Source organism: Colwellia sp. Bg11-12 (assembly GCF_014076955.1).
In the GTDB taxonomy this organism is placed as follows: Bacteria; Pseudomonadota; Gammaproteobacteria; order Enterobacterales; family Alteromonadaceae; genus Colwellia_A.
The window spans coordinates 37462-56338 of the sequence record NZ_JACGUZ010000052.1; the positions used below are offsets into that span (position 1 = coordinate 37462).

The following is an 18877-nucleotide window of genomic DNA, read 5'->3' on the forward strand; positions in this document are numbered from 1 at the left end:
TATATATTAAAGAAATATTTTTATAAACGTGACTTCGTTATTATAAAGTCGCAATAGCCTGTTCAGGCGGCACATAATCGTAGCCTAAAACTTCGGCAACTGGCTTATAAGTAATTTTTCCACCTAACACGTTTAAACCATTCATTAAGTGTACGTTATCAAGCATTGCTTGTTTGGCACCTTTATTAGCAAGCATTACTGTAAATGGCATGGTTGCATTGGTTAGCGCCATTGTCGATGTACGAGCAACGCCACCTGGCATGTTGGCGACACAATAATGAACTACGTCGTCTACCACATAAGTTGGGTCTTGGTGAGTCGTTGCTTTTGATGTTTCAAAACAACCGCCTTGGTCAATCGCAACATCAACAACAACAGCACCTTTCTTCATCATTTTGATGTGGGCTCTTGTCACTAGTTTAGGAGCAGCAGCGCCTGGAATTAATACCGCGCCAATGACTAAGTCAGCTTCAACAATTAATTGGTCCATCGCATCAGCAGTAGAGTAAACTGTTTTTAAACGACCATCAAATTCAGTATCTAGTTGACGTAAACGCGGTAATGAACGATCTAATATAGTCACGTCAGCGCCCATACCTACCGCCATACGTGCAGCTTGAGTACCAACAACACCACCACCTATAATTAATACTTTCGCTGGTGCAACACCAGGAACGCCGCCTAATAAAGCACCTAAACCACCTTGTGCTTTTTCAAGGGCATGAGCACCTGCTTGAATAGACATACGGCCAGCTACTTCTGACATTGGCGCTAATAGTGGTAAACCACCTTCAGCAGCCGTTACGGTTTCGTAAGCAATACACGTCGCGCCTGAAGCAACAAGTAATTCAGTTTGCTTCGCATCGGGTGCAAGATGTAGGTAAGTGAAAAGGATTTGACCTGGACGCAACATTTTACATTCAGCAGGTTGAGGTTCTTTAACTTTGATTATCATGTCAGCGGTTGCAAAAATTTCTGCCGCCGTATTTATTATTTTTGCGCCAGCTGCTATATATTGGCCGTTTTCAAAACCAATTGATTCGCCGCCATTATTTTCAACAAGTACTTCATGGCCATTAACCGTTAATTCATTAACGCCAGCAGGCGTTAAACCAATGCGGTACTCATGGTTTTTAATTTCTTTAGGAACACCAATAATCATAATAGTCTCACTCGTTGTATGTTATGTTTTATAATATTTGCGGCTATTATAATGCGTTATTCTCGAATTATCCTATCGTATTATTTTATATATCAATATATAATCCTGTTACATTGAAAATATGTAGTGTTTTATATAATGTCCAGTTATCAAAGTAAAAGTATCGATCGAATCGATCGCAATATCCTTGTTGAGTTACAAAAGAATGCGCGTATCTCTAATGTAGAGTTATCTAAAATAGTTGGCTTAAGCCCAACACCTTGTTTAGAAAGAGTAAAAAGGTTAGAGAAAGAAAAGTATATCAAGGGATACCAAGCGATACTCAACCCTCAAAAACTTGAAGCTGCTTTACTTGTATTGGTTGAAATAACGTTAACGAAAACGAGCCCAGATGTTTTTGACGATTTTTCGAAAGCCGTGCATGAATTAGATGTTATTCAAGAGTGTCATCTAGTATCAGGTAACTTTGACTTCTTACTTAAAACGCGCGTTGCTGACATGGTCGCTTATCGCGAATTACTCGGTGATACTTTGCTTCGTCTTCCTGCCGTAAGTGAAAGTAGAAGTTATATGGTGATGGAAGAGGTGAAATCGACTAATTTCTTGCCAATTAAACGATAAATCAGCAAATCATATAAAGTAAGTCATTTAAACATTTAACTCCTTACGATAGTTTGTTATTTTACTGTATATAAACATACCTGTGCTAATGCTTCTTGCAGTGGCGCGGATATAAAATAGCTATTAACTCGGTTTATTATATTGTCTACAGAATCTCCTACCCAAAGTAAATTAAACGGTGTGCAACGACTACTTGAAGCTGGTTTGTTGGTTTCATTTGTTTTTGCCATGTTTATTATGCTGGCGCTGTTTAGCTTTAACCCTGCTGATCCAGGTTGGTCGCAAACAGGTTATCAAACCCCCATTCGAAATTTAGGCGGTGCTGTTGGTGCTTATCTTTCTGACTTACTTTTAAATCTATTTGGCTTTATTGCTTATAGCCTACCTTTTGTAGCCGCAATAACGGGTTGGTTGTTGTTTCAAAAATATCATCGCCTCATTCAATTAGATTATTTAACCTTAGGTTTGAAGTTTATTGGCTTTATTCTTTTTTATATTGGCATAACATCAATTGCAAGTATGAACTTTGATGATGTGTTTTATTTCTCTGCTGGCGGCATTATTGGCGACGTATTAAGTCAAACTGTCTTGCCTTACTTTTCGTTTGTTGGCAGTACCTTATTATTTTTAACGTTCTTATTTTCTGGTTTTGTATTGTTAACAGGGTTTTCTTTAATCGCCTTTATCGATAAAACCGGTGCCTACACCATTTTATTTGCGCAATACTTATTGACGATACCGCAACAAATAAAAGATTATTTGGCTGAATTTAAAGCAGAAAAACTTAAGCAATCACGATTGGTTGAATCTAATCAGCAAAAAGAACAATCGATAGTTTTACCCGACTTTGCAGAGCAACAAGTTGAAAATGTTCATCAAGATGACCGCTTAGCGGATGAAAATAAAGAGTTACACCATGCTTTTAATGCGATAAATGAAGAAGAACATCAAGATCTTATTGCGCCCAGTAAAAATGATGTTTCATTTGATCCCCCAGAAGATATTGAACACTTTGTCGCCATAGACGATTTAATCGGTGAACCTATCGCTTTTAATGTACAAGAGCACGTTAGTGAAGACGAAATAACGGCAGCCTTTGAAAACGTCGAACCAATAATTGTTGAAGAGCCAATAAAATTAACCCCTAAAAGTGAAAGCGCAACTTATCAAGGTCTACCAGGATTCGATTTGTTAGACCGTCCCAATAGAACTCAAAACCCTATTGATGAAAAAGAGCTTGAACTGGTGAGTCGTTTAGTGGAAGAAAAACTTTTAGAATTTGGCGTTGTAGCTGAAGTTGTGGGGGTTTTTCCGGGTCCTGTTATAACCCGTTTTGAGTTAAATCTAGCGCCTGGGGTCAAGGCAAGTAAGGTAAGCGGTTTATCTCAAGATATTGCCCGTTCATTATCAGCTAAAAGTGTCCGTGTTGTGGAAGTGATTGAAGGCAAATCAGTTATCGGTATTGAACTACCGAATAAATACCGAGAAACGGTCTACTTTACTGATGTTATCTCTGCACCGGCATTTGCAGCATCAGGATCTCATTTAGCAATGGCCATTGGTAGCGACATATCGGGTAAGCCTGTTATTGCTGATTTAGCCAAAATGCCGCATTTATTGGTGGCAGGTACCACCGGCTCAGGTAAATCTGTTGCTGTTAATACCATGATTGTGAGTATTTTATATAAATCAACGCCTGAAGATGTCCGAATGATCATGATCGATCCTAAGCAGGTTGAATTATCTGTTTATAATGGTATTCCACATTTGTTGGCAGAAGTGGTCACCGATATGAAAGAAGCGGCCAACGCACTTCGTTGGTGTGTCGGTGAAATGGAACGTCGTTACAAACTGATGTCTTCTTTAGGAGTACGTAATCTTAAAGGGTATAATGAAAAGGTACTCAATGCTATTGAAGCCGGAGAGCCTTTAATAGACCCCACTTGGCAACCTAATGATGCTTTTACTCAAACGCCGCCTTTATTAGAGAAGTTACCCGCGATTGTTATTCTTGTTGACGAATTCGCCGATATGATGATGGTTGCCGGTAAAAAAGTTGAAGAACTTATTGCACGAATTGCCCAGAAAGCGCGAGCCGCGGGTATGCATTTGATTTTAGCAACGCAACGTCCGTCAGCTGATGTTATTACGGGGCTAATAAAAGCGAATATTCCAACCCGTATGGCACTTCGAGTGCAATCACGAATGGAATCTCGTATTATTCTAGATCAACAAGGTGCAGAGCAGTTACTAGGTATGGGAGATATGTTTTATTTACCACCGGGTGAAGCTGTTTCTGTTCGCGTGCATGGCGCCTTTGTAAACGATGATGAAGTACATGCTGTGGTTGCTGACTGGAAAACACGTGGCGCCCCTAATTATGTTGACGAAATATTATCAGGTGATACCGATAACGAAATATTGTTACCTGGGGAGCAAGCAGAGGCTGATGAAGCCGTTGAACTTGACACCTTATATGATGAAGCTGTTGAATTTGTGACTAAAGGTCGACGTGTTTCAATTTCAAGTGTGCAACGAAAATTTAGAATCGGCTATAACCGTGCCGCCCGTATTGTTGAAGATATGGAAAACCAAAGTGTGGTCAGTTCGCCAGGACACAATGGTGCACGTGAAGTATTAGCTCCACCACCTGTAAGAGATCAATAGGGGGTTATATCTTTACCTCAACTTACTAAATTAATAAGGATAACTGAGTGATTTTTTCCCTAAAAAAAACAGCCGTCGTTTCATTTATTTCTGCTGTTCTTCTGAGCAACTCGAGTGCTTTTGCTTTACCAATAAATGATCCTATAAATACCCTAGAAAAACCGAAAAAAGCGTCTCAAATGGTAAAAGATACGCTCATTAAAAAATTAGCTTCGCTCGAGTACTTTACTGCTGACTTTAAACAGCAGGTGCTCGATGCAGAGGGCAATGAACTCCAAAATGCCTTAGGAACCCTAGCGGTTAAAAAACCTAATTTAGTGCATTGGAATACCGCTGAACCTGATGAGACATTAATTGTTTCAGATGGTGTAACACTATGGTTTTTTGACCCCTTTGTTGAGCAGGTCAGTGCGTACCTTTTAGAAAAAGCATTGATGAATACCCCTATTTTACTGCTAACGAGTAGTGATCCAACACTTTGGCAACATTACAGTGTTAGTTCAACAGATGAGAATAATTACCTTATTCATGCGATTGATAATAATGCACAAGTGAAGACATTAGAGTTACGTTTTAAAGAAAACAGCCACGAACTTAATAGTTTCACCATATTAGACGCTACAGGTCAGTTGAGTATCTTTAAGCTTTCACAATTTGATGACAAGCATTCTCCAGACAGCGCATTGTTTATTTATGAAATTCCTGAAGGTGTTCAGTTAGATGACCAACGTTAATGGCTAATATTACGCCTAATGGTTCTTTGCCTTTAGATTTCGCAGACGAAGTCAATAATGACACTGATATTGAACGTGATGAGTTTCAGCCGCTTGCCGCCAAGCTTAGACCAAAAACGTTAGCAAATTATCAAGGGCAGCAGCATATTTTATCACCGGGTATGCCATTAACCCTGGCTATTGAACAAGGTAAATGTCATTCGGTTATTTTTTGGGGACCGCCAGGTACGGGTAAAACGACCTTAGCAGAAATTATTGCCAGCCATGCTAATGCAGAAGTAGAGCGTTTATCAGCAGTAACTTCTGGCATCAAGGATATTCGTCAAGCGATAGAAAATGCCAAACAACGTCTACAGCGCCAACAAAAACGTACCGTGTTATTTGTTGACGAAGTTCACCGCTTTAATAAAGGTCAGCAAGACGCTTTTTTACCTTTTATTGAAGATGGAACGATTATTTTCATTGGTGCGACGACTGAAAACCCCGCTTTTGAATTAAACCAAGCAGTATTGTCACGTGCACGTGTTTATACCTTGAAAAAACTAACACGTGCAGACTTAACGATTATTTTAAAGCGTGCGTGTAACAACGAGCAACGCAGTAAAAAAGTCACCATTAATATAGAAGATAAAGCAGAACATCAATTATTAACCTTAGCTAATGGTGATGCTCGACGCTTATTAAATGTATTTGAAAATTGTGTTGATATTCTTTCAGGGGCATTGAAAACAGTTACCTTAGAAACTGTCGTTCAAGTGGCTGGAAATAAAGTTGCCTTGTATGATAAGGGCGGCGATGCGTTCTATGATTTGATCAGTGCTTTTCACAAATCAGTACGGGGTAGTTCTCCCGACGCTGCACTTTACTGGTATGCAAGAATATTAGCCGGTGGTGGTGATGCATTATATGTAGCACGCAGACTGCTTGCGATTGCGAGTGAAGATATTGGTAATGCGGATCCCCGGGCCATGCAACTTGCTATAAACGCGTGGGATACCTTTCAACGTGTTGGACCCAGCGAAGGAGAGCGAGCAATTGCGCAAGCTACTGTTTATATGGCACTAGCGCCAAAAAGTAATGCGGTGTACATGGCTTTTAATCAAGCCAAAGAACTTGCTAAAAACACCTCAGAATTAGACGTACCCTTTCATTTAAAAAATGCGACAAGTAGCATTACTAAAGAATTAGGCCACGGTAGTGAATACCGATATGCACACAATGAAGATAATGGTTTTGCCGCAGGAGAAAACTATTTTCCAGAGTCTCTTCAGCATACCTCGCTTTATCATCCGACAGACCGTGGTTTGGAAAAACAACTTAAAGATAAACAGCATTACCTCAATGAATTAAACCGGCAAAGTAATGAGAAACGTTATGACAAATAACATCAGTACTTTTTCATTATATCTATTTGTAGCACTTGGCGGAGCATGTGGGGCAAGCTTAAGATTTTATTTTTCACAATTAATATTTAATTGGCTCGGAAAAGGGTTCCCTTTTGCCACGCTGGCGGTTAATATTTCGGGCTCATTAATCATGGGCGCCTTATATGGCCTTATTGAAAATGGTGTTATTGAAGTCAGTGTCTATCGAACCTTAATTGGTATCGGATTTTTAGGGGCCTTCACGACCTTTTCAACCTTTTCACTTGATACATTATTATTAATGCAGCAGGGTGAATTCTTAAAGGGCATGATAAATATATTACTGAATGTCAGCCTGTGTGTTTTTGCCGCTGGTGTTGGGTTGTACTTAGTAACTTATGCTGCCAAGTAGACCCTTTTCAAATAAATAAACCACTCAACTTGTAGATGTGAACAAAATGCTTGATCCAAAATTATTTAGAAATGATATCGAAGCCACTGCGGCACAATTAGCGAAACGTGGTTTTGTATTAGACACTGCGTTATTAATACAATTAGAAGAGCAACGAAAAGCTTTTCAAATTAAAACTCAAGAGTTACAGAACCAACGCAATACACGTTCGAAATCTATAGGGAAAGCGAAAGCTCAAGGCGAAGATATTCAGCCATTATTAGCTGAAGTGAGTCAATTAGGTGCTGATTTAGATGCAGCAAAAGCCGAACAAGACGATGTACTTGCGAAAATTGATGACATTCTGTCTGCCGTACCAAATTTAATTCATGAATCTGTACCCGAAGGTGCAAGTGAAGATGACAACGTTGAAATTAAACGCTGGGGAACGCCACGCGTATTTGATTTTGAGGTTAAAGATCATGTTGATGTTGGCGCTGGCATCGGTAATGGCTTAGATTTTGAAAGTGGTGCTAAACTCGCAGGGACCCGTTTTGCCGTATTACGTGGTCAAATAGCTAAAATGCACCGCGCGCTTGCACAGCTGATGTTAGACGTTCATACACAAGAGCATGGTTATCAAGAAATGTACGTACCTTATTTAGTGAATCAAGAGTCACTATACGGTACAGGGCAGTTACCAAAATTTGGTGAAGACTTATTTCATACCGACTTGAGTAACAAGAAGTTTTCTTTGATCCCAACGGCAGAAGTTCCTTTAACGAATTTACTCAGAAATGAGATTGTTGAAGAAGCTGAACTACCTATTAAAATGTGCGCGCATACTCCATGTTTTAGAAGTGAAGCTGGCTCAGGCGGTCGTGATATTCGTGGTTTAATTCGTCAACATCAGTTTGATAAAGTTGAAATGGTACAAATTGTTAAACCTGAAGATTCGTTTGGCGCCTTAGAAGCACTCACAGGTCATGCTGAAAAAATTCTTGAAAAATTAGAGTTACCTTACCGTACGGTTATTTTGTGTACCGGTGATATTGGTTTTAGTGCCACTAAAACATTCGATATTGAAGTTTGGTTGCCGGCACAAAATACTTACCGTGAAATATCTTCATGTTCTAATATGGGCGATTTTCAGGCACGCCGTATGCAGGCTCGCTTTAGAAACAGTGAAACTAAAAAACCAGAATTGTTACATACGTTAAACGGTTCAGGTTTAGCCGTTGGCCGTACTTTAGTGGCTATTTTAGAAAATTATCAACAGGCTGATGGTAGTTTAAAAGTCCCTACGGCATTACAACCTTATATGAACGGTTTAACGCAAATCGGTTAATATCGATTTATTCGTTCATCATAATAATCCAATGCTTAGGTATTGGATTTTTTTTATTAATTTTTTGAAGTTTTATTGTGATGTTCGGGTCTATAAATAATGCTATTACATTATTAAAGTAATGATTAACTTATTTATAAAGGTGAATTTTTTGAAAAGTGTATTGATTCAAATTATTGTATTTTTTACTATCTTTCAAGGCCTCTCGATGCTTCGAGAAACAGACATGCTGCCAACAGGAGAGCAGATAGCCGAGCAAGTCATTGTTGTAGAAACACTCGATTATAAAACCATTGTACTATCCCCTTTAAAGCAAACAACGGTTGTTTACTTTTTTGCGCCATGGTGCCAAATTTGTCATGCAAGTATAAGTAATCTACAGGCATTATATGAGAAAAACCCACAAATAAATGTCATTGCGGTTGCACTTGATTATGTTGACCAAAAAGAAGTCTTTGAATTTTCAAGTCTTCATCAATTAACTTTCCCTATTGCACTTGGCACGGAAGATATAAAAACCAAATTTAAGATAGAAGGGTACCCAAGCTATTACGTTATTGATGATAAAAATACTGTCATTGCAAAGTCTATGGGTTATTCGTCTGAAATTGGGCTGTTTCTTAGAACACTTTAGCGCATATTACTTCTGATCTTTTCATTGATTGTGTACACTGTGGCTATTCATAACAAAAATAGCAGATCACGATATGCAAATTACATCAAACTTTGACAGTGGCAATATCCGCGTTATCGACGAAAGCCAAGCCAATAACATTCAACTTGAAATTGTTAAAGACAATCAATCAGATTTTTATCAGTGGTTTCATTTTAAACTTCATAATACAGAGCGATGCGAGCATACCCTGCATTTAATGAATGCGGGTACTTCAGCTTATACCGAAGGTTGGACAGATTATCAGGCCGTCGCTTCTTATGATCGAGAGCACTGGTTTCGTGTACCAACAGAATTTGATGGTGAAAAACTCAGTATTACGTTAACCCCTGAATACGACTCCGTTTATTTCGCTTATTTTGCTCCATATAGCTATGAACGTCACCAAGACTTACTACATCAAGCCCAGTTAGATATTGATTGTCAGTTACAAGTATTAGGGCAAACATTAGACGGCCGTGACATTTCAGTATTGAAAGTAGGTGAAGAGGGCGCAAATAAGAAGGTTATTTGGGTAACTGCACGCCAGCACCCGGGTGAAAGTATGGCTGAATGGTTTATGGAAGGTTTTATAGACCGTTTACTTGATGAAGATGATGGGGTTGCTCGCTCACTATTAGACAGTTCAGTGTTTTACTTAGTACCTAATATGAATCCCGACGGTTCAGTTCGAGGACATTTAAGAACGAATGCCGTGGGCACTAATTTAAACCGTGAATGGGCAGAACCTTCAATGGAACGTAGCCCTGAAGTATTTTTAGTGCGTGAAAAAATGTTAGCAACTGGCGTTGACATGTTCCTTGATATACATGGCGATGAAGCTCTACCGTTCAACTTTGTTGCAGGTTGTGAAGGAATACCTAGTTACGATGCTAAACATCAAGCCTTAGAAGAAAAGTTTAAAGCGATTTTATTAGCGGTAACACCAGAATTTCAAGATGATAAAGGCTATGACAAAGATGAACCTGGCCAAGCAAACTTAACGGTTGGCGCTAATTGGGTCGGTAATAATTTTAAATGTTTGTCTTACACGGTAGAAATGCCATTTAAAGACAATGATTTATTACCAGATCGCAGTGTTGGCTGGTCAGACACGCGCAGTAGCTTATTTGGTCGTGATTTTCTAACGGCCATTTATCATGTTGTTGGCGACCTTCGTTAAACAATATCTTCAGTTAATAAATGGAACACTGCTATATAAAGTGTTACAAAGAGCTACCTTGGTAGCTCTTTAAATACCACCTATAGCAAAAAGCTTAAAAAATTTTATATGTATTCGTTATCACTCAACGTGCTTTAGCACGTTGATACTTATATCTTGATTGTTAACGAATATACAATTGATAAAAAACTAAATAATAATAATAAATCAGGAGTGTCATGTGGAAGAAATTGTAAATACGATTAATGGCTATATTTGGAGCCCATACTTAATTTATCTCTGTTTAGGTACAGGTGTATTTTTCTCTATTTTAACGCGATTTGCGCAAGTACGTCATTTTCGTGAAATGTTTCGCTTATTACTCTCAGGCAAAAGCTCAGAGAAAGGTATTTCATCTTTCCAAGCTTTAGCTGTTTCTTTATCCGGACGTGTTGGTACGGGTAATATTGCCGGTGTTGCAGCCGCGATAGGTTTTGGTGGTCCTGGTGCAGTTTTTTGGATGTGGGTCGTTGCCTTCTTGGGTGCTGCCACTGCTTATATTGAATCAACCAATGCCCAAATTTATAAAGAAGAAGAAGAGGGGCAGTACCGAGGTGGTCCCGCTTATTACATTGAAAAGGCGCTGGGCCAAAAGTGGTATGCATGGATATTTGCCTTATCAACTATTCTCGCCTGTGGTGTGTTATTACCGGTTGTGCAATCAAACGGTATCGGCGATGCAATGGTCAACGTGTTTGGATCAGGTGGTTCGGTAACTTCTTTTATGGGTGATTTACCTTTAACTAAAGTCTATACCGCCGTGTTTATTGTGTTATTACTTGGATTTATCATTTTTGGTGGTGTTAAGCGTATTGCTAACTTTACCCAAATTGTTGTGCCATTTATGGCATTAGCTTACATTATTATTGCCTGTACTATTATTGCATTACATATTGATCAATTGCCGGGTGTCTTTATGTTAATTATTACCGATGCCTTTACGCCAATGGCAGGTTTTGGTGCTGCAATAGGTTGGGGGGTTAAACGAGGGGTTTATTCCAATGAAGCGGGACAAGGTACTGGTCCACATGCCGCGGCTGCTGCCGAAGTTGAACACCCAGCGCAACAAGGTTTAGTGCAAGCCTTTTCTGTTTATATTGATACTTTGTTTGTCTGTTCTGCAACCGCATTTATGATCTTAATTACTCAGTCGTACAATGTTATGCCAGAGGGTGCGACGAGTTTTGTTGTTAGCAACTTAGCGAGTGATGTTGTGATTAGTGGTCCTGCTTTTACGCAAATTGCTGTTGATAGTGTTTTAACAGGATTTGGTAAGCCTTTTATTGCTATTGCCTTGTTTTTCTTTGCTTTTACAACCGTATTGGCTTATTACTTTATTGCTGAAAACAATGTGTCTTATATCAATAAAACCATTAAAATGCCGGCACTTAGATTTTTTCTTAAAGTTGTTTTAATGTCCGCTGTATTTTATGGTACGGTTGCCGAACCAAGTGCCGCTTGGAGTTTAGGTGATATTGGCGTAGGATTAATGGCATGGTTGAATATATTTGCGCTTATCGCCATATTCTTTATGGCAAAACCTGCAATTAAAGCCTTAAAAGATTATGAAAGCCAACAGAAGTTAGGGGTAACAAAATTTACCTTTGATCCCAAAAAACTCGGTATCGAAAAAGCTAAGTTCTGGGAAGATCGCTTCAATAAAAACAAGTAACATTGTTAATAATTGCTTTAGGGTTATTAATTAACAATAAAAGTAAAATTACTTTAAAAAACGTCCATTAGGACGTTTTTTTTTGCTTAAATTTAGGTAGAATATTAACACTAATTATTTTATGAAAAGTTATCTTCCTATGGCTGTAATTAATTGCCCGAACTGTAAGAAAAAGATATCTGACAAAGCGAAGTCTTGCTCTCATTGTGAAATAGATTTAACCACAGTTGATGCGAGTCAAATGGCATCAATGAAAAAACTGAGCAAAATAAATCAATCGCAAAACCTGATGAATCACTCCTTTATTGCCATGCTACTTTTTTGTGGTGGTTTTCTCTTTTTGTATTGGCAAGATGCTCAACAAGGCACATGGCAATATTATATGAGTATAGGTTCTGCAGTCATTGGCTTTATTTGGTATATTGCGACCCGAGTTCGTTTACTTATGCTTAAATACCGAAATTAACATTAACTTTCCTCGAAAGAACGAAGCAATAAAGGCTGTAAATAAAACAATGGATATTATTTCATTAGTAGACAATATGTCAGAAGAAATGTACTTGCGGCTAAAGTGTGCTGCTGAAACAGGTAAATGGCCTGAAGGTACAGTAGTTGATAAACCACAAAAAGACTCCGCATTGCAAATTACTATGGCGTATCAATCAAGACATTTAAATTCAGATCAAATCTTAAGTGTTGGCGCAGACGGTCATATTGTTGATAAAACTAAACGACAGTTAAAAAGCGAATTTGCTGAGCTTAAAAACAATCCAGACAATAATATTGCAAGGTTTTCCGATCTATGATTTTTTCTAAATTTTTCAAAGCAAAATGGCAGAGCAAAGAACACAATGTGCGGTTAACCGCGATTAATGAAGATTTATCATCGAGTAATCCTGATGAATTAGTTATCTTAACAACCCTCGCACAAACAGATCCTAATGAATTAGTACGTCGTGCTGCGCTCCTTAAAATCGCCAAATTTAGTGTTTGGCATCAAAACAGCATAGACAACGACAATAAAAAAGTGCGTGAGTATTGTATTAAGCAAGTTGAGAAAATTTTACTTGGCCAGCATGACATTACCATCAGTAATCAAGATAAATTGGCGTTATTAAAAACTAATGATAAATTGCCATCTTTGGAATTATGGTTACAAAGTGAAACACAAGCAGATGTTGTTATCGCCTTGTTTGAAAAAATAAATAAGCCGTCGTTAACGCTTTCTATATTTACACATAAGCAAAATGAAATAGTACAAACATTCTTGCTGCAACAAACACTACCTGTTGATGTGTTAGACAAGTTGATAAAGAAATCGTGTAATGAACAAATAAAAAATCAGATTGAGCAAAAGATTGAACAATTAAAAGTCTTAGCAGAGCAGCCCGACAAAATAAAAAAAGGTGTCCAGTTAGTTTTAGCCAAGTTACTCGCTTTAAAAGACGTTAATGATTATCTGCAAATCAAAGAAAAACAAACAGACCTCGAAGAGCAGTGGCACAGTTACCATCAAGATTTTTCTTGTTTAACATCACACGAATCTGACAGTTTTAATCAAAAGTATAAAGTTATCAATGCACAATTGATTAAACATTTTGCTCCGCTGCATGAAGCTTATGAACAACAAATTATTGCTGATAAATTAATTCACGATAAAAAAGTCGCAAATGAACATTTTAATCGTCAGCTTAATGAAATTAGTCAAAAACTTACCACAACAATATTTGAAAGCGGTGAGTTAGATGAAGCACAATACCAGCATCAACTTGAACAATTAATTTCAGAAATATCAGCATCAATACTCAGTAAGAAAGAGCAAGACTCATTTATTGTCTTAGTTAAAGCACAGTCAAAAAAATTGGCGTTGTTACCTGAAATTGCACAATCAGTGAGTGACGCCACTCATTTGATTTCAAAAATTTCACAAGTAGCTTTACCTAAAGACATTGATGAGCTGAACCTGCGCAAACCTTTATTCGATGAATGGTTACAAGAATGGAAAAGTGTTGAGCAAAAAGCGGCAGGGGTTTTACCACAAACAATTGTTGATGCGTTTAAGGAAATAAAGAAACAATGGCAACAAGGCCTGAAGTCTTTACTTAAAGAGCAAGGATTATTATTAGCGCAATGTCAGAAAAAAATCGCTGATGTTAAACGATTAATTATCAGTGGCAAGTATAATGCTGCTTTTGGAGTTTTCAAAAAAGCTAAAAAACATTATGACGGTTTATCCGATGAGCAAAAATCACGTGTGCAACGAGACTTTGATGATATCTCAGATAAAATTGCTGAACTAAGTGACTTAGAGCATTCAATTGCAACGCCAAGAAAACACCAACTACTCGCTGATATTCAGTTATTAGTAAACCAACCACTTGATAACCCAAATGACCAAGCAGCGAAAGTAAAACAATTTCGTGTTACTTGGAACTCTTTAGGACACGCAGAAGAGACTGTTGAAAAAGAATTAAACTATCAATTTAATGCGCTTTGCGAACAAGCTTTCGCTCCCTGTCGTTTATTTTATGCAGAACAAGAAAATTTGCGTGAGCAACATCTTGTCACGCGCCAACAGCTTATCGTTAACGCTCAAAGTTTTGCTGATGACTTTACAAAAAAAATCAGTGAAGGTACTGACAATAAAGCTATTGATTGGAAGTTCACCGACGGAACACTTAATAAATTAAGTCAACAATGGCAAAATTCAGGGCAGGTCGATAAACAGAAGTTTCAGTTACTTAATGAAGCGTTTAATGAAAGTTTACAACCCGTAAAGCTTGAATTAAGAAATTATCACCAACGTAACAGTGACAGTAAAAATTTGCTGATTGCACAAGTCACCCAAGCATTAACTGATGAGGATGTTTTTTCTGCTATTGAAAGTGTTAAAAAACTACAAACACAATGGCAAGCGATAGGTTACAGCGGACAACGCGAAGAGAATCAACTTTGGCAAAAGTTTAGGAAAGTTAATGACCAACTATTTGCCAAACGCGATGAAGCTAAATTGGTTGAACAATCTGACCGTCAACATCAACAAGTTGAGTTAACGGAGCAACTGGGTAATTACCAACAACAGATTGTTGACCAAAGTTCTGCTTCTGATTTATTGACGATACAAGAAAATATTGAAGCATTACGTTTAAAGATTGTTAGCCAAAAACCGGTGATCAAAAGTGCAGTAACACAGGCTGAAAAACTACTTACACAAATAACACAAAAATTAGCAGAGATTAACGAAAACAAAAAGACTGAAACTTGGCAATTGATTTTCAATTGTTTAGAAAATATAGCCACTGATGAAACACCATCAATTGAAAAGTTCAGTGAGTCGCTGGTAGATTTACCCAACGTTTGGCAAAAACGATTACAAGAATGTTATCAAAATACCCGTAGCGTTGACCGAAGTGATAAGACATTAGAGCTTGAGATATTAGCAAGTAAGGAATCTCCGGCAGAATATAAAGCGAAGCGCATGCAAGTTCAAGTGACATTATTGCAAACCCAGATGCTTTCGGGACAACCTATCGACTTAACAAAATCATTTGTTGAATGGTTAAAATTAGGTAAATTATCACGTACTGACTTGCCGTTACTCTCAAGAGTTAAAGCCATTTATTGTTGATATTCTGTGAATAAATAACGTTAAAAGCCACTGATTATTTAGTGGCTTTTTTATATTTGTTGCAAAATAAGCTCACCTTTAAGGTTGTTTATTTTCAGTAGATATTTGATAAAAACATAAAATTTATATATTTGTTGAGCAATAACACCTTGTTTTTGGTTACGTGTTACTGGTTTTGTAAGTGTTATTTAATATGATTTTCAATTAAAGCAGAATGAATGGTTTGTTAAGCTACTGATAATAAATGATTTTATTTTTTTATGTTTGGAGGCAAGGGCGTTTCAGATAACCCGATGTAAATAGTTCGATAATTTAGGCTATTTTGCTTATTCTGCAAAATAGCCTAACTATAATGTGAATAACATCTTAGTGAGTGGTGAGTTCGCCGCGTAAATTTTCTTTTAATAAACGACAAATTTCAGCTTGTGGTAATTCTTTGCTCAGTAAATAATGTAGCTTAGTTAATGTTGCTTCTAACGTCATATCGCCACCACCTACAACGCCACATTTACTTAACGCGACACCCGTTGCATAACCATCCATGTTAACGGTACCTTTTATACATTGGCTACAATTAACGACAACAATACCTTGATGGTAAGCTTGTGTTAAGCAAGCAAGTAGTTGTTCATCTTGCGGTGCATTGCCAACGCCATAACTGCGAATAATTAATGCTTTTACGGGTTGTTTAATAATGTTGGCGACCAACTCACTTGATATCCCAGGGTATAAATGAACAACCCCAATGGGTTGTGGTGTGATTTGCGCTAGTGTAAATGGCGCATCATTCACTACATTTATTTTACCTTCAACTAATTTTATATTAATGCCCGCCTCTAAAAGTGGTGGCATATTGGGTGAGTCAAAAGCGTTAAAACCATCAGCATAAGCTTTAATACAACGATTACCCCGGTATAATTTATTATTAAAATATAACCCCACTTCATTAATAGGGTAGTTTGCCGCAATATAAAGCGAATTTAATAAGTTAACTTGTCCGTCTGAACGTAATTGGCTTAAGGGAATTTGAGAGCCGGTAACAATGACGGGTTTGGCTAAATTTTCAAACATAAACGAAAGGGCAGAACTGGTGTAAGCCATTGTATCTGTACCATGCAACACAACAAATCCATCGTAATTATCGTAATTAGCCTTTATATCATCAGCGATACGTTGCCAATCTCTTGGGGTCATGTTCGATGAATCGATTAAAGGCGAATATTCATTGATAGTAAACTCTGGCATCTCTTGTCGATGAAAATCTGGCGTCCCATTGATCGACTCGGTTAAATGGCCTTTTACCGGTACGTAACCCTGGCCACTGTTCTTCATTCCTATTGTGCCGCCCGTGTAGGCGATATAAATCCGCTTTTTCATTTATTTGCCTTGAATACTTACTTACATTATTTGGTTGGTTATCAAAATAGCTTGTTCATCCTGAACATCGTCACTCTTTCACATCCATGTGATCATGACATACCGTTCATCCTGAACATAAAGAGTGGCTAATTAATTTCACAAGCCATACACAAAGAATAGATGCCTTGCGGATCATTAAGTAAGTTGAGGTGCGATAATTGATTTTTCAATTGTAAAAATAACTTGTCTGTATTGCTTAAGCTTATTATTTCAGATTCAGGGAAAAAGCTTGTTGCTTGGCCCACTAAACCTTGTAGAAAAAGGTCTTTAGGTGATTTTTCTATTTCGATTAATAATGTGTCATACGTTTCAAGATCAGCTAATTCTGCGGCTGCATCAATGGCGCTTGTTAAATTACCTAGCTCATCAACGAGTCCCAACTCTTTTGCTTTTAAGCCAGACCATACGCGCCCTTGAGCAATATTATCAACCTGTTCTAGGGTCATATTTCTATTCTCAGCAACAAGGCTGATAAAGTCTTGGTAACCTCGATTAATATTTAATTGAAATACTTTTGCCATACCCTCAGTCAGTGGGCGGGTAACACCAAAACCTGCAATATCGGTTGTACCAACACCATCGGTATACACGCCCAGTTTACTTAACGAATTTTCAAAGGTCATGAAAAAGCCGTAAATACCAATAGAGCCGGTAATGGTTGCAGGTGATGCTATTATTTTATCAGCAGGTGCTGATATCCAATATCCACCTGAGGCTGCATAAGTTCCCATTGAAGCAACAACAGGTTTTCCAGCTTGTTTTATCAGTTCTATTTCTTGACGAATAATTTCAGAAGCATAAGCACTACCGCCTGGGCTGTCGACACGTAAAACAACCGCTTTTACCTTGCTATTTAAACGTGCTTCTCTTAACAATGCAGCTGTACTATCGCCGCCAACAGCACCTGGCTTTTGGTTACCATCTAAAATAGTCCCTTTAGCTACAATAACGGCAACTTTATCAGAGTTTGGGTTAATAATCGGATACAGAGGAGATGTTGCTGATAAATAATGTTTAAAACTGATGTGATTATAACTGTCACCTGCGGCATTCTTGCCAACAAGCTTGATCAAAGACTTTTTCATATCTTGACGATTTTTTAAGGCATCAACCCATAGGTTATCTAAGGCGTATTGCGCAATATTACCCTCAGCTTTTTCTAATTTTGCGACTAAAACATCAGCATCTTCATCGAAGTTATCAATTGAAAACTTTCTGTTACGTGCAACATCACTTTTATATTGTGACCACAGATCACTTAACCATAATTTATTTGCTTCTTTAGCTGCAACCGACATATCGTCACGCATATAAGGTTCAACAGCCGATTTATAGGTGCCCACACGAAAGATATGCTGGCTTATCGACAATTTCTCTAATGCTGATTTGAAGTAAAGTTGGTAGCGACCATAACCGTCAAGCAATAACCAACCGCGCGGGTTAAGCCATACTTCATCAGCTGAACTTGCTAAGTAATATTGATCTTGAGAATATTGATCGCCAACAGCGATTATTTGTTTACCCGTCGCTTTAAACTCTTCTAAAGCTTGGGCAATATCTTGTAACTTACTCAGACCGGTACTATTCACTCCTTGAAGTTGTAAAACGATCATTTTGATACGTTTGTCATTTTTTGCGCTTTCAATGACATTAATAATATCGGTGATTAACACTTCAGGATTTTTTTCTTTTTCTTCTAGTGCTTCAGTAATCAAAGCATCCATCGGGTCTATGACATGTTTTTGTTCAACAATATCACCGGTAATATTTAAAACTAATGCAGTATTCTCTGGAACAACAATTGTTTCGTCGTCGCCACCTATTGCAGCAATAAAGAAGAAAAGTACTATAAAAAAAACAAGATTAACAATTATTTTTCTAAATGAATTTAATAAACTAAAAATTTTTAATGTAACTCGTTTTAAAGCACTTTGCTTTACTGGAGCATTTGGTAATGATGTATGTTCTGTCATAATAGTCGGCATGATAAGTCTGTA

General features: G+C 37.8%; 15 protein-coding genes. 12 read left to right on the forward strand and 3 right to left on the reverse strand.

The window, feature by feature from the left end:
* Window positions 1–40 precede the first annotated feature (40 nt).
* Window positions 41–1162, reverse strand: coding sequence for an alanine dehydrogenase (ald, locus tag H4J39_RS03250; RefSeq protein WP_182179464.1), 1122 nt, complete (start codon window positions 1160–1162; stop codon window positions 41–43).
* A gap of 138 nt (window positions 1163–1300) precedes the next feature.
* On the opposite strand from ald, the gene lrp reads away from it, so the two are divergent.
* The 12 genes from lrp to H4J39_RS03310 all read left to right on the forward strand — a co-directional run bounded on the left by lrp (window position 1301) and on the right by H4J39_RS03310 (window position 15461).
* Window positions 1301–1783 (forward strand): leucine-responsive transcriptional regulator Lrp, encoded by a 483-nt coding sequence (gene lrp, locus H4J39_RS03255; protein ID WP_220462111.1) that lies wholly within the window; start codon window positions 1301–1303, stop codon window positions 1781–1783.
* A gap of 141 nt (window positions 1784–1924) precedes the next feature.
* On the forward strand, window positions 1925–4450 hold the full coding sequence (locus H4J39_RS03260; RefSeq protein WP_259368744.1) for a DNA translocase FtsK: 2526 nt from the start codon (window positions 1925–1927) through the stop codon (window positions 4448–4450).
* A gap of 47 nt (window positions 4451–4497) precedes the next feature.
* Complete coding sequence (gene lolA, locus H4J39_RS03265; RefSeq protein WP_182225976.1) at window positions 4498–5184, forward strand: outer membrane lipoprotein chaperone LolA; 687 nt, start codon at window positions 4498–4500, stop codon at window positions 5182–5184.
* The gene (locus tag H4J39_RS03270; RefSeq protein ID WP_182225977.1) at window positions 5184–6569 is read left to right on the forward strand and encodes a replication-associated recombination protein A; all 1386 of its coding nucleotides are present in this window, start codon (window positions 5184–5186) and stop codon (window positions 6567–6569) included. Before lolA ends, H4J39_RS03270 begins: the two co-directional genes overlap by 1 nt.
* A complete protein-coding gene (gene crcB, locus H4J39_RS03275) occupies window positions 6559–6960 on the forward strand; it encodes a fluoride efflux transporter CrcB (protein WP_182225978.1) in 402 nt (133 codons plus the stop codon). The genes H4J39_RS03270 and crcB overlap by 11 nt, the downstream gene beginning before the upstream one ends.
* 46 nt (window positions 6961–7006) lie before the next feature.
* Window positions 7007–8287 carry a serine--tRNA ligase gene (gene serS / locus H4J39_RS03280; protein ID WP_182225979.1) on the forward strand — a complete coding sequence of 427 codons (1281 nt, stop codon included), beginning with the start codon at window positions 7007–7009 and terminating at the stop codon, window positions 8285–8287.
* Between the two features lie 208 nt (window positions 8288–8495).
* The gene (locus tag H4J39_RS03285; protein WP_182226048.1) at window positions 8496–8921 is read left to right on the forward strand and encodes a TlpA disulfide reductase family protein; all 426 of its coding nucleotides are present in this window, start codon (window positions 8496–8498) and stop codon (window positions 8919–8921) included.
* Between the two features lie 73 nt (window positions 8922–8994).
* The gene (locus H4J39_RS03290) at window positions 8995–10122 is read left to right on the forward strand and encodes a carboxypeptidase family protein (protein ID WP_182225980.1); all 1128 of its coding nucleotides are present in this window, start codon (window positions 8995–8997) and stop codon (window positions 10120–10122) included.
* A gap of 220 nt (window positions 10123–10342) precedes the next feature.
* Window positions 10343–11833, forward strand: coding sequence for a sodium:alanine symporter family protein (locus tag H4J39_RS03295; RefSeq protein ID WP_182225981.1), 1491 nt, complete (start codon window positions 10343–10345; stop codon window positions 11831–11833).
* 139 nt (window positions 11834–11972) lie between these two features.
* Entirely contained in the window at window positions 11973–12299 is a 327-nt protein-coding gene (locus tag H4J39_RS03300) for a hypothetical protein (protein WP_182225982.1), read from the forward strand.
* Between the two features lie 49 nt (window positions 12300–12348).
* The gene (locus H4J39_RS03305) at window positions 12349–12639 is read left to right on the forward strand and encodes a YeaC family protein (RefSeq protein WP_182225983.1); all 291 of its coding nucleotides are present in this window, start codon (window positions 12349–12351) and stop codon (window positions 12637–12639) included.
* Complete coding sequence (locus H4J39_RS03310; RefSeq protein ID WP_182225984.1) at window positions 12636–15461, forward strand: DUF349 domain-containing protein; 2826 nt, start codon at window positions 12636–12638, stop codon at window positions 15459–15461. The genes H4J39_RS03305 and H4J39_RS03310 overlap by 4 nt, the downstream gene beginning before the upstream one ends.
* Window positions 15462–15827: 366 nt before the next feature.
* Here H4J39_RS03310 and ansA read toward each other — a convergent pair whose 3' ends face one another.
* The gene (ansA, locus tag H4J39_RS03315; RefSeq protein ID WP_182225985.1) at window positions 15828–16838 is read right to left on the reverse strand and encodes an asparaginase; all 1011 of its coding nucleotides are present in this window, start codon (window positions 16836–16838) and stop codon (window positions 15828–15830) included.
* A gap of 128 nt (window positions 16839–16966) precedes the next feature.
* Complete coding sequence (gene sppA / locus H4J39_RS03320; RefSeq protein ID WP_259368745.1) at window positions 16967–18865, reverse strand: signal peptide peptidase SppA; 1899 nt, start codon at window positions 18863–18865, stop codon at window positions 16967–16969.
* Window positions 18866–18877: the final 12 nt, after the last annotated feature.